Origin of the sequence: Sulfitobacter albidus (genome assembly GCF_018200035.1) — a bacterium.
Classification (GTDB): Bacteria; Pseudomonadota; Alphaproteobacteria; order Rhodobacterales; family Rhodobacteraceae; genus Sulfitobacter; species Sulfitobacter albidus.
Map to the genome: position 1 here is coordinate 2,788,794 of NZ_CP073581.1, position 16,504 is coordinate 2,805,297.

The window sequence follows — 16,504 nt, forward strand, 5'->3', positions numbered from 1 at the left end:
CGCAACCGGGCCGGGCACAACGGCCATCGGCTGGCAATCGCAGGCAACAGCCGAACGCGCGCAGGCCTTTGGTCATCTGGCCACCGCACAGGGCGTACGTTCTCTTGCCGTGGGCGAGAACGCCGACGCGCAGAGCGACAACGCAACAGCCATCGGCAATGAGGCCATCGCCAACGGGATCGACGCGATTGCGCTGGGGGATACGTCGGTAGCGACAGGCCCTTCCACAACAGCCATCGGGGGTGAAACCGTCGCAACCGGGCCGGGCACAACGGCCATCGGCTGGCAATCGCAGGCAACAGCCGAACGCGCGCAGGCCTTTGGTCATCTGGCCACCGCTCAGGGCGTACGTTCTCTTGCCGTGGGCGAGAACGCCGACGCGCAGAGCGACAACGCAACAGCCATCGGCAATGAGGCCATCGCGAACGGGATCGACGCGATCGCGCTGGGGGATACGTCGGTAGCGACAGGCCCCTCCACGACCGCCATCGGGGGTGAAACCGTCGCCACCGGGCCGGGCACGACGGCCATCGGCTGGCAGTCGCAGGCAACAGCCGAACGCGCGCAGGCCTTTGGTCATCTGGCCACCGCACAGGGCATCCGCTCTCTTGCCGTCGGTGAAAACGCCGACGCGCAGAGCGACAACGCAACAGCCATCGGCAATGAGGCCATCGCGAACGGGATCGACGCGATTGCGCTTGGTGACAGCGCTGCGGCAACCGGTCCGTCGACCTCGGCACTCGGTGGCGAATCCGTGGCGACCGGCCCCGGCGCAACAGCCGTGGGTTGGCGCGCGATGGCAACGGCGGAACGGGCGCAGGCCTTTGGCCACCTTGCCTCCGCCTCAGGCGTGCGCGCGACCGCTGTGGGCGAAGGGGCCGTTGCCTCCGGGGAGCGTTCCTTGTCATTCGGCAATCTTGCCAGCGCGCAGGGCACCAATTCGGTCGCGATCGGGGACGGCGCGCAGGCCACGCGGGATAATCAATTCACCCTCGGTAACGCCAGCAATACCTACACCGCCCCCGGCATCACCTCCGCCGAAAGCCGCGCGGCACAAAGCGGTGCCGTCGCGATCGTGACGTCAGATGCCAGCGGTAACCTTGCCACATCAAGCGTCGATCTGGGCGCGGTCCTGTCGATGGGCGAGACTGTCACCGCCAACAGCGGCGCCATCGCACGCAACCGCTCGGCAATCGCGGACAACAAGGAAGGGATCGCTATGGCCATGGCGCTCGACACGCCCTACGTGCCCGCCGACAAGCAGTTTGCGATCTCGGGTGGCATCGCAAGCTTTGAGGGCACAGAGGCAATGGCCGTTTCCATGGGTTTCCGCATCAACCCCAACACACAGCTCGACGCCGGGGTCACCTATGGCTTCAACCGCGAGCAGGTCGGTGGCCGCATCGGCGTGACCTACGCGTGGTAAGCATCGACCCTCGGCGGGCAAAACGGGGGGCGCGAACACTGTTCGCGGCCCTCACCCTTTGTGTGGCAACTCTGGGCGCCGTCCCCCTCGCGGCCCAGCAATCGGCGGATGTCGAACGCAGCTTTGCGGTGGCGTTGATCCGCGATACGCTCACGGCGGTGAACCACGGTAACTGGACGGGCAACTACACCGTCCTGCGCGATTACGCCTCGGCGGATTTTGCCGAAGCAAATGACCCTACGCGGCTCGCCGGGCTCTTTGCCCCGGTGCGTGAAGCGGGGCTGGACATGCTGCCCGTGCTGGTTGAGGAACCCACGATCCTCCAGCAACAGGTTGCTGCGGGCGGATCGCAGATGCGGCTGACAGGCTATTTCCCAAGCCGCCCCGAGCACATCAGTTTTGATCTGGTCTATATTCTCGAAAAAGCGCGCTGGGTCCTGCTTGATATATCTGTTGGTAAATTCGACGCGCTGCCCGAAACGACGACGGGTCAGTAGTTTGCGCCGCTGGCAGAGCCCGTTGGCCCTTGCACGCAAAACCTCTCCTGGGATAGCGTTACGGTCAACCGGCAGCAGGAGAATACGTGACCCAATCCCCAAAACGCCCGCTCACCTTGCGCGATGTCTCAGAGGCGTGCGGCGTCTCTGAAATGACCGTCAGCCGTGTCCTGCGCAAAAGCGGTGACGTCTCTGAGGCGACACGTACACGGGTGCTCGCCGCCGCCAAGGAACTAGGCTACGTCCCCAATCAAATCGCGGGATCGCTAGCGTCGCAGCGGGTCAATCTGGTCGCGGTCATCATCCCAAGCCTTGGCAACATGGTCTTTCCCGAAGTGCTTGCCGGGATCAACGCAGCCTTTGACGACACGCCGTTGCAACCGGTCGTTGGTGTGACGGATTACCTGCCGGAGAAGGAAGAAACCGTACTCTACGAGATGCTTTCGTGGCGGCCCTCGGGCGTCATCATCGCGGGGCTTGAGCATTCCGAGGCGACGCAGGCGATGCTGACAAATGCAGGCATTCCCGTGGTCGAGATCATGGATACCGACGGCAATCCCGTTGACGCGATGGTGGGGATTTCGCACCGCCAGGCCGGGCGCGATATGGCCCGCGCGATCCTGCGCGAAGGCTACGAGCGGATCGGGTTTCTGGGAACAAAGATGCCGCTGGATCACCGTGCGCGCAAACGGTTCGAAGGCTTTACCGAAGGGCTCGCCCGCGAAGGGATCGAGATCGAGGACCGCATCTTCTACCACGGCGGCTCTGCCCTGCTGAAAGGTCGCGAGATGACGCAAGAGATGCTGGAACGCTCACCGGATCTGGACTTCCTCTATTACTCGAACGACATGATCGGCGCGGGCGGGTTGCTGCATCTGCTTGATCAGGGCGTCGACATTCCCGGCCAGATCGGGATTGCGGGCTTCAACGGGGTTGAGCTGTTGGCGGGCCTGCCGCGCCAATTGGCCACCACCGACGCCTGCCGCCGTGAGATCGGCGAAGCCGCCGCGCGGATCATCATCAACGACACCGGGTCAGAGCCTGATCCCGATATGCCGCGCAGCGTCACGATGAAGCCGACACTGTCGCTTGGGGATACGCTGCGCCGCAGACACGGATGAGCCTGCCGCAAATCGACAATACCACCGCGCGGCGGGTATTTCTGAATCGCCATGCGCTTGGCGAGGCGCCGCAGGGAAGCGGGGCGGGCGATGATCTGCTGGATCTCATCACCCGGCTCGGGTTCGTACAGCTTGACAGCATCAACACCGTTGCGCGCGCGCATGATCTGATCCTTTTTGCCCGTCGCCCACGCTATCGTCCTGCTCATCTGCAAAAGCTCTATGCCCGCGGCGACACATTGTTCGAGCATTGGACCCATGACGCGGCGGTCATCCCGCAGGCGTTCTATCCTTGGTGGCATCTGCGCCGCGCCCGCGACGCGGAAAGGCTGCGCCGTCAGTGGCGCAGCTGGCGCCGGGACGGTTTCGAGGATCAGATGCAGACGGTGCTGGAGCACATCCGCACCCACGGGGCCTGCGGATCCTCCGATGTTGGCAAGGGGGAAGCGCGCGGATCGGGCGGCTGGTGGGATTGGCATCCTTCCAAGACCGCGCTCGAATATCTCTGGCGTAGTGGTGCACTGCATGTCGTCGGGCGGGTCGGTTTCCAGAAACGCTATGACCTGACCGAACGCGCCCTGCCCGCCACCCTATGGGCCGGCAATGCGCCACCGGACACGGCCAGGACAATCGATTGGTGCTGCCGCGAGGCGCTTGCGCGGCTGGGGTTCGCGACCTCGGGCGAGCTTGCCGCGTTCTGGGATCACGCCCGCGCGGCGGAAGCAAAGGCATGGTGCGCGGACGCGCTCAAACGCGGCGAGATCGCGGAAGTTGAGGTCATCGGGGCCGACGGCAGTGCGCGGCGGATGTTCGCATCGGCTGATCTGGACGCGCAGGACGCCCCTGCCCCACCCCGCCGCCTTAGGATCCTCAGCCCCTTCGATCCCGCGCTGCGCGACCGTAAACGGGCAAAATGGCTGTTTGGGTTCGACTACCGGATCGAGGTTTTTGTGCCGCAGGCCAAACGGGTCTACGGCTATTATGTTTTTCCGTTGTTGCAGGGGGAGCGCCTGGTCGGCCGGATTGACATGAAGGCCCAGCGCGACGCCGACACCCTGACCGTGCGCGCCCTGTGGGAAGAGCCCGGCGTGCGCTGGGGCAAGGGCCGCGTGCAGGATCTGGAAGCCGAGCTTGAGCGGATCAAGCGATTGGCGGGCGTGAGTCAGATCCGGTTCGAGGGAGGCTGGCGGCGCGGCCTAGCCCAACACCAGTTCGGATAGCTCCCGCGCGGCCTGCTTGAGGCGCGGCAAGTGTATTTCGAGGTCGGGCAGGCTGACCCGCTGGGTCGGGGCGTGCACCGACAGGGTCGACATCAGCCGTCCCTGCGCATCGTGGATCGGCACCGCAACGGCCACCATTCCCGCCATGAATTCCTCGTTATCGGTGGCATGGCCGCGCGACCGAATGCTCTCGACCTCGGCCCGCAGGGCGTCTGGGTCGGTCAGCGTGTGGTCGGTTTTCTCCTCCAGCGTCACCGCAGCGAGGTATTTGGCAAACATTCCCGGCTTGAGCGAGCTGAGATACATCTTTCCGCTGGCAGTACAGTGAAACGGCACCTCTGTGCCCACGGGCAGCTGAATACGAAGCGGCCATTTTGTCTCGACCCGGTCAAGGTAGATCATCGCGTGGCGCTCTGGCATGGCGATGTTACAGGTCTCTTCCAGCTCGTACGCCAATGTGCGCAGGATCGTCTGCCGCAGCGTCCGCACCCGTGACGTCGACAGGATCGATCCGGCAAAACGGCGCAGGCGCGCCCCCGGCGCGTAAGAACGCCCGTCGATGTCGCGTTGCAGGAATCCTTCCTGTTCCAGCGTGTGAAACAACCGGTGCACGGTTGGCTTCGGCAGCCCCAGAACCTCATTCGCAGCCGTCGGGGTCAATGGCACGCCAACGCGCGCGACCTCTTCGAGCAACAAGAGCAATCGTAAGTTTGTCGGGATCGACTTATCGGACCCGTCACCGTCGGCCATTCTACCTCAGCACCCCGTTTGCGGGCGGCATCCCATTGGAATGCCGCGCGTTTATGCGGACGCCATCTAGCCCGCCCCGGACAGCAAACCATAGAGCCAACCGCCCGGCAACAGCGTCTTGCTCAGCGATGGGACAAGGGCGACCAGAAACCAGACCGAAATCAGGCTGACCAGATACATCGTCGAGTAGCGCAGCAGGCGGAAATAAGGCACGCCCGTCACACCGGAGGCAACGTAAAGGTTCAAACCGTAAGGCGGCGTGATAAATCCGATGGAGGCCCCCACAAGGAACACGACCGAGAAATGGATCGGGTCGATGCCCACGGATGCGGCAATCGGCGCCAGAATCGGCGCCAGGATGATCGTCACCGGCAGGGATTCCAGAATCATGCCTGAGACAAAAACGATCGCCATCGACATCAAAAGCACCGGGAAATACCCGCCCATCGACCGCAGCAGATCCCCGATAACCTCATCCGCGCCAAGATCGCCCAACACCTGCTGCATCACCACCGACACGGCGATAAGCGGTGTCAGGATCCCCGCGATTTGTGCCGAGCGGCTGACAACCTCGGGCACGTCGCGCAGGCGGAACCCTTCGACGGTCAGCATGGAATAGAACGGCTTTTCGTCCACCGGCGTATCGGGATCCACCCGCATCATCTTGTTGAGCGGATAGCTCAGCACGCCGACAATGATGCCAAAGCCCACGGTCACGCCCGCCGCTTCGGTGGGCGAGAACTTACCGGTGTAGATGCCCCAAAGCACCAAGCCGATGGCAAAGAAGCCCAACCAGGCGCCGAACGCGGTCTTGAGCACGCGGAAGGGCGACAGCGGGATCAGGATGCCCCATTTGTTCATCAGCGACACGACAAAGCACATCGCCATCATGCCCAGCACCATCAGGGCGCCGGGGATGATCCCCGCGATGAACAGATCCGAGATCGGCAGGTTCATCAGGAAACCGTAAACGATGAAGATGATCGAAGGCGGGATGATGATCCCAACCGTACCGCCCGCCGCTGCCGTAGCCGCGGCAAAGCGTTCGTCATATCCACCCTTGGTCATCTCGGGATGCAACATCGAACCGATTGTCGCGGTCGTGGCGGAATTCGACCCCGAAATCGCAGCGAACAGGCCGCAAGCGCCCAGTGCCGCCATAGCCAGACCTCCGCGCAGCCATCCGAGGCACGAGTAGGCAAAATCCGACAGGCGCTTGGCAATGCCGGATTTGTTGATCAGATCGCCGGTGAGGATAAACAGCGGCATCGCCAGAAGGGCAAAGCCGTCCTTGAACACATTGAGCAATTCATTGCCCGTGTTGTCCAGCGGCAGGCCGATCACGAGGCTGCACAGCACGGACCAGTAAAAAATCACCAGCAGCACCGGCGTGCCCAGCATGAATAGAATTGTGACCCCGATAGAGATCAGCGTGACAAGTGTTCCGTCGGTCATCCTGCATCTCCCCCGATAACGGCCTGTTCGATCAGCGTCTCATTGTTGCGGAAGCGGCTGCGGTCGATGAGCGCGTTGCTCAGCACCCGGCCGGCCATCATGATAAAGCACAGCGGCATCGTCACGATGAACCACCAGCGCATGATGCCATCCGTGCCCAGCACGATGGCAAAGTTGTCGTAGGTATTGACGGTGATGCGCGACATCGTCGTCACGCAGATAATGCAGAAGATGAACCACAGCACGTTGTCCATGCACAGCATAAGATATTGCCGCTGCGGGCTCATCTTGGCGCGAAATTCGGAAAAGCTCAGGTGCGTGCGCAGCTTGACGTTATAGCTGCAGCCGTACCAGCTCATGATCATGAAGATCAGCGGCGGGATCGTCGTGGACCAGGGCACCTGGCTGGAAAAGACAAATCGCTGGATCACGCCGACAAAGATGATGACCGCGATGATGATGTAGGCGGTCACCGCAATCGTCTTTTCGAGGTTTCTATCCAGCCACGGGGACAGCTTGTAGATATACGTGACGAGGATCGCCCCCAGCACCGTGAGCGGCCCGAATACGAGCCACGCAGCGGGCGAGCGGTACGCTTGCGTCACCTTGAAATTGATATCACCACTCAACGTCGCTGTGACGATGGTGGCCGCGTCTGCCATGATTGACATCCGTCACCCCTCCCTATGAATTCTGGCCTGCCTTGCGCTGCTTTTCGCAGTCTCAAAGACAAAAGCGGCCGGCCCCGTCTCGGGGGCCGGCCTGCAAAGGTTAGCCGGTGATTAGGCTTTCCACCAGCGGCGTGGCTCGACGTTTTCGGGCAGCGTATCCGCGGGGATCGTGCGCACTTCGTCGTAGATCTCCTGGTAGGTGTCCGCGCCACCCTGCCAGCCGTTGATCCGCTCGCGCCACTCTTCCCAGAGCTGCGGCTGATACTCGGGCGAGCACATTTCCTCGGCCTTCTTGATTTCCGCATCCGACAGGAAGGCGTTGCGCACGTTGTTTTGCGCAAAGATCGTGCCGGGCAGCTGCGGATCGGACATGCCGACCGTCTTGACCAACGCGGCCTCGTTGGCGGCCTGCACGTGGGTCTGCGCCCAGTAGGAGGATTCCATCACGGCATCCTGCAATTCGCCGTCGAGACCGTCGAACACGGAAGCGTTCATCGCGGTGTGCTCTGTCCCGCAGAAGAAGTTGAGGTGCACCGACTGCGACACAACCGGCGACATGTTGGCGTAGGCCACGGCGGATGCCCATGTCTCGGCGCCGTCGATCAGGCCTTGCTTGAGACCGTCGAGGGTTTCTTCCCACGCGACCGGAACCGGGTTGAGGTTCAGCGCGGTCATCGCGATCCGGCCCAGCTGCGTGCCGGTGACGCGGTTCTTGGTGCCGAACAACTGCTCGACGCTTGTGACCGTTTCCTTGTCTTCCCACGCCAGACCCAGCTGGATACCGCGCAGTTCCGCGTGGCTGAAGAGGAATTTCAGACCGTGGCGGCGCTCATAAGGCTCGCGCAGCAGCGCCTGCGAGGCGGGCGAGTACAGGAAGTGGTACTGGTCCGCACGGTTGCGGAACATATACGCATAGTCCAGCACGTTCAGATAGGGCGCGCCACCGGCAGAGTTCTGGGTGGAGGCGGCATAGATGTCGATGATGCCCTGCTGGGCTTTCTCAACGCAGGAGACCTGGCCGCAGATCTGGTTGTCGCCGATGAATTCGACGCGGATCTCGCCGTCGGTGCGCGATTCGAGATCGCGGGCGAATTCCAGCGCGCCGGCGCGCTCGATCAGCAGGTTGCGTGCGTTGAAACCGGCAGCACCGAATTTCAGCGTGTGCTTGGCTTCCTTGGCAAAGCGCTTTTCGTAGGTGGATTCAGCGGCGGACGCCAGATTTGCAAGGCTCATCGCCCCGCCAAAGCTGCCTGCGGCCATCAGCGTGGAGCTCATGCCGTAGCGGCCGGCGACACGGAAAAGATCGCGGCGCGAAATCCCCTTCAAGTTGTTCTGGACTGTCATTCATTTTCCTCCCGGTTGAATGGTCTCATTATTGAGACTAATTGTTTCAAAAAAGACTAGCTAGGTTTTCATGATCTGTATACAAATTTCTTCATCGGTTGGAGGACGTACGGATGAATGCAGACTTTATCGTGGTTGGGGCCGGCTCGGCGGGCTGCGTATTGGCCAACAGGTTAAGCGCCGATCCCCGAAACACGGTCATCCTGCTGGAAGCCGGCGGTAAGGACTGGAACCCATGGATCCATATTCCGGTGGGGTATTTCAAGACAATTCATAACCCTTCGGTCGATTGGTGCTACAAGACAGAACCCGATCCCGGCCTGAACAACCGCTCTATCGAATGGCCGCGCGGCAAGGTTCTGGGCGGCTCATCATCTCTCAACGGTCTGCTTTACGTGCGTGGACAGCCCCAGGATTATGATCGCTGGGCGCAGATGGGCAACAAGGGCTGGTCGTGGGACGACGTGTTGCCGTTGTTCAAGCGCGCCGAGAACAACGAGCGCGGCGCGGATGCCCATCACGGCGATCAAGGTCCTCTTTCGGTGTCGAATATGCGAATCCAGCGGCCGATCACCGATGCCTGGGTCGCGGCGGCGCAGGCGGCGGGATACAAGTTCAACCCGGATTACAACGGTGCCGATCAGGAAGGCGTCGGTTTTTTCCAGTTGACCGCCCGAAACGGACGGCGCTGCTCGTCGGCGGTGGCCTACCTCAATCCGGCCAAATCCCGCAACAACCTCAAGGTCATCACTCACGCGCAGGTCGAAAAGATCGTGATCAAGGACGGGCGGGCGACCGGCGTGCAATATACCGATCGCGCGGGCCAGGTGCAGACCGTCTCGGCCGCCCGCGAAATCGTGCTGTCTGGCGGGGCAATCAACTCTCCGCAACTGTTGATGCTATCGGGCGTAGGCGAGGCAGAGCATCTGCGCGAACACGGGATCGAGGTGCTGCGCGATCTGCCCGGCGTCGGCAAGAACATGCAAGACCACCTGCAGGCGCGGCTGGTCTACAAATGCAACGAACCTACGCTCAACGATGAAGTGTCGAGCCTCATGGGGCAGGCGCGCATCGGCCTGAAATACCTGATGTTCCGGGCGGGGCCGATGACGATGGCCGCCAGCCTTGCGACCGGCTTCATGAAAACCCGCCCCGATCTGGAAACACCTGACGTTCAGTTTCACGTCCAGCCCCTCTCAGCGGAGAATCCCGGCAAGGGCGCCGACAAATTCTCGGCCTTCACGATGTCGGTGTGCCAGCTGCGCCCCGAAAGCCGGGGTGAGATCCGGCTCAGCTCATCCGACGGGCGGGCCTATCCCAAGATCATTCCGAACTATCTGTCGACCAAGACCGATTGCGACACCATAGTGGAGGGCGTCAACATCGCGCGCCGCATCGCGCGCCACGCCCCGCTGACCAGCAAGATCAGCGAGGAATACCGCCCGCACGCCGATCTTGATATCGACGACTATGACGCGACGCTGGATTGGGCACGCAACAATACCGCCTCGATCTACCACCCGACCGGCACCTGCAAGATGGGCGATGGACCGCAGGCAGTGGTGGACGCGCGGCTGCGCGTGCATGGCGTGGCCGGGCTGCGGGTGGCCGATTGCTCGATCATGCCCGAGATCGTATCGGGCAATACCAACGCCCCCGCAATCATGATCGGGGAAAAGGCCAGTGATCTTATGCTCGAAGATAATCCCGTCTGACCCCTTGCCCCGCACGCCTTGATTTGGTCGGGTCGCCGACATGATGTCTCTTCAGATCTTCCCGTGATCGCCCGCGCGCTCGCAACGCTGAGCGTGCACGGGCGCCTGTGCCTGATGGTCGGGTTGGTCGCGGGCGTGACCCTACCGCAAATCGCTCAGACGATGGCCCCTTATCTGCCCGTCATGGTGGGTGTGCTTTTGCTGCTGACCGCCTTGCGGATCGGACATCGCGCGGCCCTCGGCGCGCTGCGGGATCTGCGCTGGGGCCTTGGCGCGGTCGCAGTGCTGCAGCTTGCCGTGCCACTGTTGGCAGCGCTTGTTTTTCGCGTCTTCGGGATCGCGGATACGCCGGCGGCGCTTGCGATGATCCTGGCGACAAGCGCGCCCGCGATCTCCGGCAGTGCGAATATTGCGCTGATGCTCGGCCTCGACGGGGGCGGATGATGCAGATCCTCGTTCTGGGCACCGCCGCCTTCCCGCTGACCGTGCTGCCGGTGCTTGCCGCCGTTCCGCAGATCGGACCCGCGTCGGAAGTACTGCAAAGCGCGGGCGCGGTCCTCTTTACCATACTGGGCAGTACGGCTCTGGGATTCACCTTGCGCGCGTGGCTCTTTCCGGCGCCGGATGGCGCGCAGCTGCGCGCGCTCGACGGCGTGTCGACGCTCGCCTTTGCAACGATCGTGGTGGCACTGATGGCGCCGATGAACGCGGCCTTGCGTGGGGATCCCGCATCGCTGGCGCTCTGGGCGCTGTTGGCATTCGCGCTCAGCTACGGATTGCAACTGCTGACCCTGTTCGCCCTGCGCCGCTCCGCCCTGCGCGCGCTGGCGGGTCCGCTCGCCCTTGGCGCCGGGAACCGAAATATCGCGCTTTTCCTCGTGGCTTTGCCACCGCAGACCCTTGCCCCTCTGTTGGTCTTCATCGCATGCTGGCAGCTGCCAATGTACCTCACCCCGTTCCTGTTGCCCCGGCTCTACGCAAAGGCGCTTGCCCATGACTGACTTTCCACGCATCCGCCCCGTGGGCCTTTCGGGCCTGCTGGTACAATTCGCGGAAAGCATGTCGGAGCCCGCCAACCGCGCCGCCCTCGCATTCCGGGCGGCGGTGGATTCCGCCGACTGGCCGGAGGTGTTCGAGACGTCTACCTCATTGGTCTCAACTTTTCTGAGGGTCGATGCGCTGGCGGGCGGCGATGCCATGACGGAGCGTCTGGAAACGCTGCTGGCAAGCCGCGACTGGTACGCCGCCCCCCTGCCCGAAAACCGGACGCTGTGGCACGTGCCCACGCTCTACGGCGGGGACCACGGCCCCCAGCTGGAAGAGGCGGCGGAGGCGGCGGGTGTCGATGCGGATACCGCCGTGGCAGAGTTGTCGTCGGCGCGGCTGCGCGTCATCACCATCGGGTTCGCGCCCGGCCAGCCCTATATCGCCGAGCTGCCCGCGCATTGGAACATCCCACGCCAGCGCGCGCTCAGCAAATCCGTGCCGCGCGGAGCTCTTGTCGTCGCGATCCGGCAGCTCGTGGTGTTCACCAACGACACGCCGACCGGCTGGCGCCACGTCGGCCAGACGCATTTCCGCAATTTCACCCCAGCAAGCGATACCCCCTTCGCCCTGTCGCCCGGCGATGAAATCGTCTTTCCCTCCGTCACCGAGACGCAATTCGCAGCCATGGCAGATGACGCCGCCGGCGGCGCCGAGCGGGAGGCGATTGCATGAGCACGCTCACCATCCTCTCCGCCGGTCCCGCGCTGAGCGTGCAGGATCAGGGGCGGCCCGGATACCTTGCGCGCGGTCTGACCTGCGGCGGCGCGATCGACCGTCTGGCGCTCGCCGAAGGGGCGGCGCTGCTGCGCCAGTCCGACACGCTCGCCGCACTTGAGATGGGCGGCATGGGCGGGCAGTTCAGCTTTGATGCCGACACCCGCGTGGCGCTCACCGGGGCGCCGATGCCCACCACCTGCGACGGGGAGACGCTTGCGTGGAACGCCTCGCATCTCATCCCCGCCGGTGCCACGCTCGCCATCGGGGTCGCCGCGCGCGGCAGCTACGGCTACCTGCACGTGGGCGGCGGGCTGGACACGCCAGAGATCCTCGGCGCCCGGGCCGCGCATCTCAGTGCAGGGATCGGTGCGCTACTGGCATCGGGTGACACGCTGCCCATCGGCCCGGACAAGGGGCGAGAGACCGGGTTGACCCTGCCGCTCGATCAGCGGTTCGAAGGCGGCACGCTGCGCGCCGTCACCTCGATGCAGACCGACCGCTTCGATGCGGCCACGCTCAAGCGTTTCACAGCGACCGAGTTCAAACGCGACCCGCGCGCCAACCGCATGGGCGTACGGCTCGATCCCTGTGGCGAAGGGTTCGAGGCCGAAGGCGGGCTCAATATCCTGTCGGATGTGATCGTGCCGGGGGATATTCAGGTGGCGGGCGATGGCGCGCCCTTTGTGCTGATGGCCGATTGCCAGACGACGGGGGGGTACCCGCGCATCGGCTGCGTGATCCCCGCCGATATGCCGCGCGTGGCGCAGGCGGCATCGGGCGCGCCCTTGCGCATCACCTTCATCCCGCTGGATGAGGCCCGCGAGATCGAGGCCCGCGCCGCACGCGACCGCACAGCCCTGCGCGCGCTCTGTACCCCGCTGCTGCGCGATCCGCACGACATCCGCGATCTGCTCGGCTATCAGCTTATCTCAGGCGCCGTCAGCGCCACCGCCAACCCATTCGAGGAGACCGCACCGTGATCCAAGTCGACCTGAACGCCGATATGGGCGAAAGCTTTGGCCCGTGGAAAATGGGCGACGATGCCGCCCTGTTGAAAACCGTGACCTCGGCCAATATCGCCTGTGGCGGGCACGCGGGAGACGCGGATGTGATGGCCTCGACCATGCGGATCGCGCTGGAGAATGGCGTGGGCATTGGCGCGCATCCCGGTTTCATGGATATCGCGGGATTTGGCCGCAACCGCATGTCGGTGCCGCGTGCCACGCTGCAAAACCAGATCCGCTATCAGGTGGCCGCCAGCGTTGGCATGGCGCGCAGTCTGGGTGCTGAGGTGCGGCATCTCAAATTGCACGGGGCGCTTGGCAACATGACGTCGGAGGATCCCGTCCTGGCCCGCGATCTGTACGAGGCGGCGCTGTCGGTCGCGCCCGAAATGATCGTGATGGTCCTGTCGTCGACCGCGCAGCAGGAGGCGGTGCTGGAACTTGGCTGCCAATGGGCCGGTGAGATATTCGCCGACCGTGCCTATAACGACGACGCCACACTGGTGGACCGCAGCAAGGAGGGCGCCGTGATCCACGACCCCGGGCGCGCCGGTGCCCGCATGGTCGAAATGGTCAAAGCCGGTGCGATCATTACCGAAAGCGGGAAGCATATTCCGACCGCCATCGACACGATCTGCCTGCACGGTGATACGCCCACGGCCGTGCAAATCGCCGCTTCCGTGCGCGCAACGCTGGAAGAAGCAGGCATCACGCTGGCCCAGTTCACCGGGCGCACGTCGGTCTAGCGCCCCTTCCAGACCGGATCGCGTTTTTCGGCAAAAGCACGTGCGCCCTCGGCCTGATCCTCGCTGGAATAAAGCGTATCGACCGTGGCCAGCTGCCGCTGGGTGATCCGGTTCATCGCGTCCTGAAACTTGGCATCCTCGGCATCGCGTACGATTTCCTTGATCGCCGCATAGACCAGTGGCGGGCCGGAGGCGAGCAGGCGCGCAAGCTCCCACGCCCGGTTCATCAGCTGGTCCGCTGGCAGGATCTCGTTGATGAGGCCCCAGCCCTTGGCCTCGTGCACGTCAAACCAGCGCCCGGTCAGCAACAGCTCCATCGCGACATGGTAGGCGATGCGCTTGGGCAGCTTGACGCTCGCCGCGTCCGCCACGGTGCCCGACCGGATTTCGGGCAGCGCAAACGTCGCGTGATCGGCGGCGAGGATCATGTCCGCCGACAGCGCCAGCTCCAATCCGCCACCACAAGCGATTCCGTTGACCGCAGCAATCACCGGTTTGTTCAGCCCGCGCAGCTCTTGCAGGCCGCCAAAGCCGCCCAACCCGTAATCGCCATCGACCGCGTCGCCGTCATTGGCGGCCTTGAGATCCCAACCGGGGCAAAAGAATTTATCCCCGCCGCCCGTCAAAATCGCCACGCGCAAGTCGGGATCATCGCGAAAACCGGCAAAGACGTCGCCCATGATGCGACTGGTTGCCAGATCGATGGCGTTCGCTTTGGGCCGATCCAAAGTGACCTCAAGGATTGCGCCCTCGCGGCGGGTTTTCACGGGATCCATATCTCAGGCCTTTCTGATAAGCGCATCGACTGCCACAGCCTCGTCGGGCAGGCAGAGGAGCGGATTGATTTCTGCTTCAACGACCGTTTCGGCATGTTGCACGACGTAGTCCTGCACCGCCAGAACCGCGGCAATCACCGCGTCAAGATCGGCGGCGGACTGGCCCCGGTAGCCGAGAAGCAGCGGCGCGATCTTCAGCTGCATCAGCGCGGCGCGAATTTCCACCGCGTCGCTCGGGATCAGGAGTGAGGCACTGTCGGCCAGGATCTCCGTCAAAACGCCACCGGCCCCCAGGGTCAGCACGAAACCATGCGCCGGATCACGCACCACCCCGATCAAAAGCTCGGCCACGGCACCGGTCACCATCTCTTCGATCAGGATCCGCTCTGTCCCGATCTGAGCCGCGACAGCCGCCACATCAGCCCCGGCAACATGCAACCGAACGGCGCCTGTGTCGGATTTATGGGCAAGGCCCACGCCCTTGACCGCGAAGGGGCCGGTCATCTCACGCACTGAATCGGCGATGTCGGTGGCCGCCATCGTGCGGCTTTGCGGAACCCGCAGACCATGCGCCGCCAGGGCGTGCTTGGACGCGCCTTCCGTCACTGTCTGGGTAGGCTCGGCTGTTCCGGGCAACAGCAATGGCGCGGCGGCGGGGGCCGTCACGCTTGCGGCAGCCTCAATGGCGCAAAGCGCCTCGCGCAGGCCCATCAGCGGCACGACGCCGCCCGCCATCAGTGTCCCTGCGACGTCTGGTGGCAACAGTTCGGGCAGGCTCGCCACGATGCCGAAACACGCGCCGGTCTGCGCCCGCACCGCAAGGGCGGCCTCGGTCGTGCAGATCCAATCGGTCGGGTCCGTCGTGGGGTAATCGACGATGGACAACGTCATGTCGATCCCCTCGCCGGTCATGCCCGCCCACGCCTGCGTCATCGCCGCCGTGTCACGCCAGATGTAGGTGTGATAATCCAGCGGATTGCTCAACGCGACCATGGGTCCAAGCGCCGCGCGCAGGCGCGTACGCTGCCCGGCCTGCAGAGGCGGAAAGGTCACGCGCGTGCCTTCGGCCATATCCGCGATCAGGCTTGCCTCGCCCCGGAACAGCTGATCGAAGCGATGTTCGTGCCGGGCAGAGGGCCGGTACAATGCAGCAGTTTGAGCGTTTCCAGAAACGACGGAAGGTCCGTGAGCCGTGGAATGCCCAACCGCGCAAGAAATGCCGCCGCCCCGGCGTCGCTGCCTGCAATCGACGCCGTGTGCGAGACGGTCGCCGCCTGCGCCTGCGCGGACGCACCAACCTTGAGTGCCACCAGCGGCACGCCGCGCGCGTGCGCCTTGGCGGCCAGCGCCTCCCAGGCGCGCAAGTCGTTGAAGCCCTCGATATGCAGACCAATCGCCGTCACGCGCGGATCATCCAGCAGCCCTGCGGCGATTTCGGCCTGACCGGTCTGCGCCATGTTCCCGCAGGTGACGGTATAGGCGATGGGCAAGGCGCGCTGCTGCATGGTGAGGTTAATCGCGATGTTGGAGCTTTGCGTCAGGATCGCCACGCCACGATCCACCCGCGTGCAGCCGTGCTGGTCAGGCCACAACAGCGCCCCGTCCAACGCGTTGATGAAGCCGTAGCAGTTGGGCCCGAGGATCGGCATCCCGCCCGCCGCCGCGACGAGCGCGCGCTGCAGATCGTCACCCGTGGCATCCTCGGCCAGCGCCTCTGCAAAGCCGGAGGCAAAGCAAACCGCGCCCCCCGCCCCCCTCGCGGCCAACGCGCGCACGGTCTCGACGGTCGCGTGTCGGTTGATGCCAAGGAACACGGCATCTGGCGGCGCGGGCAAATCATCCACGTTGCGAAAGACGGATACGCCATCGGTGGCCTCGGCGCTTGGATGCACCCGCCACAGCGCCCCGTCGTAGCCCATGCGCCGCGATTGGTGCAGCACCTGCGCGCACCAGGCGCCGCCGCCGATCACGGCGATGGACCGGGGGCGTAAAAGGCGGCTTAGATCACGCGACAT

15 protein-coding genes and 1 pseudogene are annotated in these 16,504 nt (G+C 64.0%); 10 read left to right on the top strand and 6 right to left on the bottom strand.

Going from position 1 to position 16,504, the window contains the following annotated elements; all coding sequences use genetic code 11:
* The first annotated feature begins 109 nt into the window (after positions 1-109).
* The 4 genes from KDD17_RS13750 (at position 110) to KDD17_RS13765 (ending at position 4,264) form a co-directional block, all read left to right on the top strand.
* Positions 110-1,426, top strand: a complete 1,317-nt coding sequence (locus KDD17_RS13750) for a YadA C-terminal domain-containing protein (protein ID WP_212704177.1) — start codon at positions 110-112, stop codon at positions 1,424-1,426.
* A gap of 62 nt (positions 1,427-1,488) precedes the next feature.
* Positions 1,489-1,923, top strand: coding sequence for a hypothetical protein (locus KDD17_RS13755; protein WP_212704178.1), 435 nt, complete (start codon positions 1,489-1,491; stop codon positions 1,921-1,923).
* Between the two features lie 86 nt (positions 1,924-2,009).
* On the top strand, positions 2,010-3,044 hold the full coding sequence (locus KDD17_RS13760) for a LacI family DNA-binding transcriptional regulator (protein ID WP_212704179.1): 1,035 nt from the start codon (positions 2,010-2,012) through the stop codon (positions 3,042-3,044).
* Positions 3,041-4,264 (top strand): winged helix-turn-helix domain-containing protein, encoded by a 1,224-nt coding sequence (locus tag KDD17_RS13765; protein WP_212704180.1) that lies wholly within the window; start codon positions 3,041-3,043, stop codon positions 4,262-4,264. Before KDD17_RS13760 ends, KDD17_RS13765 begins: the two co-directional genes overlap by 4 nt.
* Here the strand turns inward: KDD17_RS13765 and KDD17_RS13770 are convergent.
* The 4 genes from KDD17_RS13770 to KDD17_RS13785 all read right to left on the bottom strand — a co-directional run bounded on the left by KDD17_RS13770 (position 4,241) and on the right by KDD17_RS13785 (position 8,484).
* The gene (locus KDD17_RS13770; RefSeq protein WP_212704181.1) at positions 4,241-5,014 is read right to left on the bottom strand and encodes an IclR family transcriptional regulator; all 774 of its coding nucleotides are present in this window, start codon (positions 5,012-5,014) and stop codon (positions 4,241-4,243) included. The two genes, KDD17_RS13765 and KDD17_RS13770, sit on opposite strands and share 24 nt — an antisense overlap.
* A gap of 66 nt (positions 5,015-5,080) precedes the next feature.
* A complete protein-coding gene (locus KDD17_RS13775) occupies positions 5,081-6,469 on the bottom strand; it encodes a TRAP transporter large permease (protein ID WP_212704182.1) in 1,389 nt (462 codons plus the stop codon).
* Positions 6,466-7,131 (bottom strand): TRAP transporter small permease, encoded by a 666-nt coding sequence (locus KDD17_RS13780; protein WP_254796796.1) that lies wholly within the window; start codon positions 7,129-7,131, stop codon positions 6,466-6,468. The genes KDD17_RS13775 and KDD17_RS13780 overlap by 4 nt, the downstream gene beginning before the upstream one ends.
* Before the next feature lie 120 nt (positions 7,132-7,251).
* Positions 7,252-8,484 (bottom strand): TRAP transporter substrate-binding protein, encoded by a 1,233-nt coding sequence (locus KDD17_RS13785; protein ID WP_212704184.1) that lies wholly within the window; start codon positions 8,482-8,484, stop codon positions 7,252-7,254.
* Between the two features lie 113 nt (positions 8,485-8,597).
* Here KDD17_RS13785 and KDD17_RS13790 point away from each other — a divergent pair, with 113 nt between their 5' ends.
* The 6 genes from KDD17_RS13790 to KDD17_RS13810 all read left to right on the top strand — a co-directional run bounded on the left by KDD17_RS13790 (position 8,598) and on the right by KDD17_RS13810 (position 13,713).
* On the top strand, positions 8,598-10,199 hold the full coding sequence (locus KDD17_RS13790; RefSeq protein WP_212704185.1) for a GMC family oxidoreductase: 1,602 nt from the start codon (positions 8,598-8,600) through the stop codon (positions 10,197-10,199).
* A 63-nt stretch (positions 10,200-10,262) separates the two neighbouring features.
* Positions 10,263-10,643 carry a hypothetical protein gene (locus KDD17_RS18885; RefSeq protein WP_254796797.1) on the top strand — a complete coding sequence of 127 codons (381 nt, stop codon included), beginning with the start codon at positions 10,263-10,265 and terminating at the stop codon, positions 10,641-10,643.
* Positions 10,643-11,200, top strand: a complete 558-nt coding sequence (locus KDD17_RS18890; RefSeq protein WP_254796798.1) for a hypothetical protein — start codon at positions 10,643-10,645, stop codon at positions 11,198-11,200. The genes KDD17_RS18885 and KDD17_RS18890 overlap by 1 nt, the downstream gene beginning before the upstream one ends.
* Positions 11,193-11,918, top strand: a complete 726-nt coding sequence (locus KDD17_RS13800) for a 5-oxoprolinase subunit B family protein (RefSeq protein ID WP_212704186.1) — start codon at positions 11,193-11,195, stop codon at positions 11,916-11,918. Before KDD17_RS18890 ends, KDD17_RS13800 begins: the two co-directional genes overlap by 8 nt.
* Positions 11,915-12,943, top strand: a complete 1,029-nt coding sequence (locus KDD17_RS13805; protein WP_212704187.1) for a 5-oxoprolinase subunit C family protein — start codon at positions 11,915-11,917, stop codon at positions 12,941-12,943. Before KDD17_RS13800 ends, KDD17_RS13805 begins: the two co-directional genes overlap by 4 nt.
* Positions 12,940-13,713 (top strand): LamB/YcsF family protein, encoded by a 774-nt coding sequence (locus KDD17_RS13810; protein ID WP_212704188.1) that lies wholly within the window; start codon positions 12,940-12,942, stop codon positions 13,711-13,713. Before KDD17_RS13805 ends, KDD17_RS13810 begins: the two co-directional genes overlap by 4 nt.
* Here the strand turns inward: KDD17_RS13810 and KDD17_RS13815 are convergent.
* Together KDD17_RS13815 and KDD17_RS13820 are read right to left on the bottom strand one after the other, a co-directional pair.
* Positions 13,710-14,489, bottom strand: a complete 780-nt coding sequence (locus KDD17_RS13815) for a carnitinyl-CoA dehydratase (protein ID WP_212704189.1) — start codon at positions 14,487-14,489, stop codon at positions 13,710-13,712. The two genes, KDD17_RS13810 and KDD17_RS13815, sit on opposite strands and share 4 nt — an antisense overlap.
* 3 nt (positions 14,490-14,492) lie before the next feature.
* Positions 14,493-16,504: pseudogene (locus tag KDD17_RS13820) on the bottom strand (acetate--CoA ligase family protein).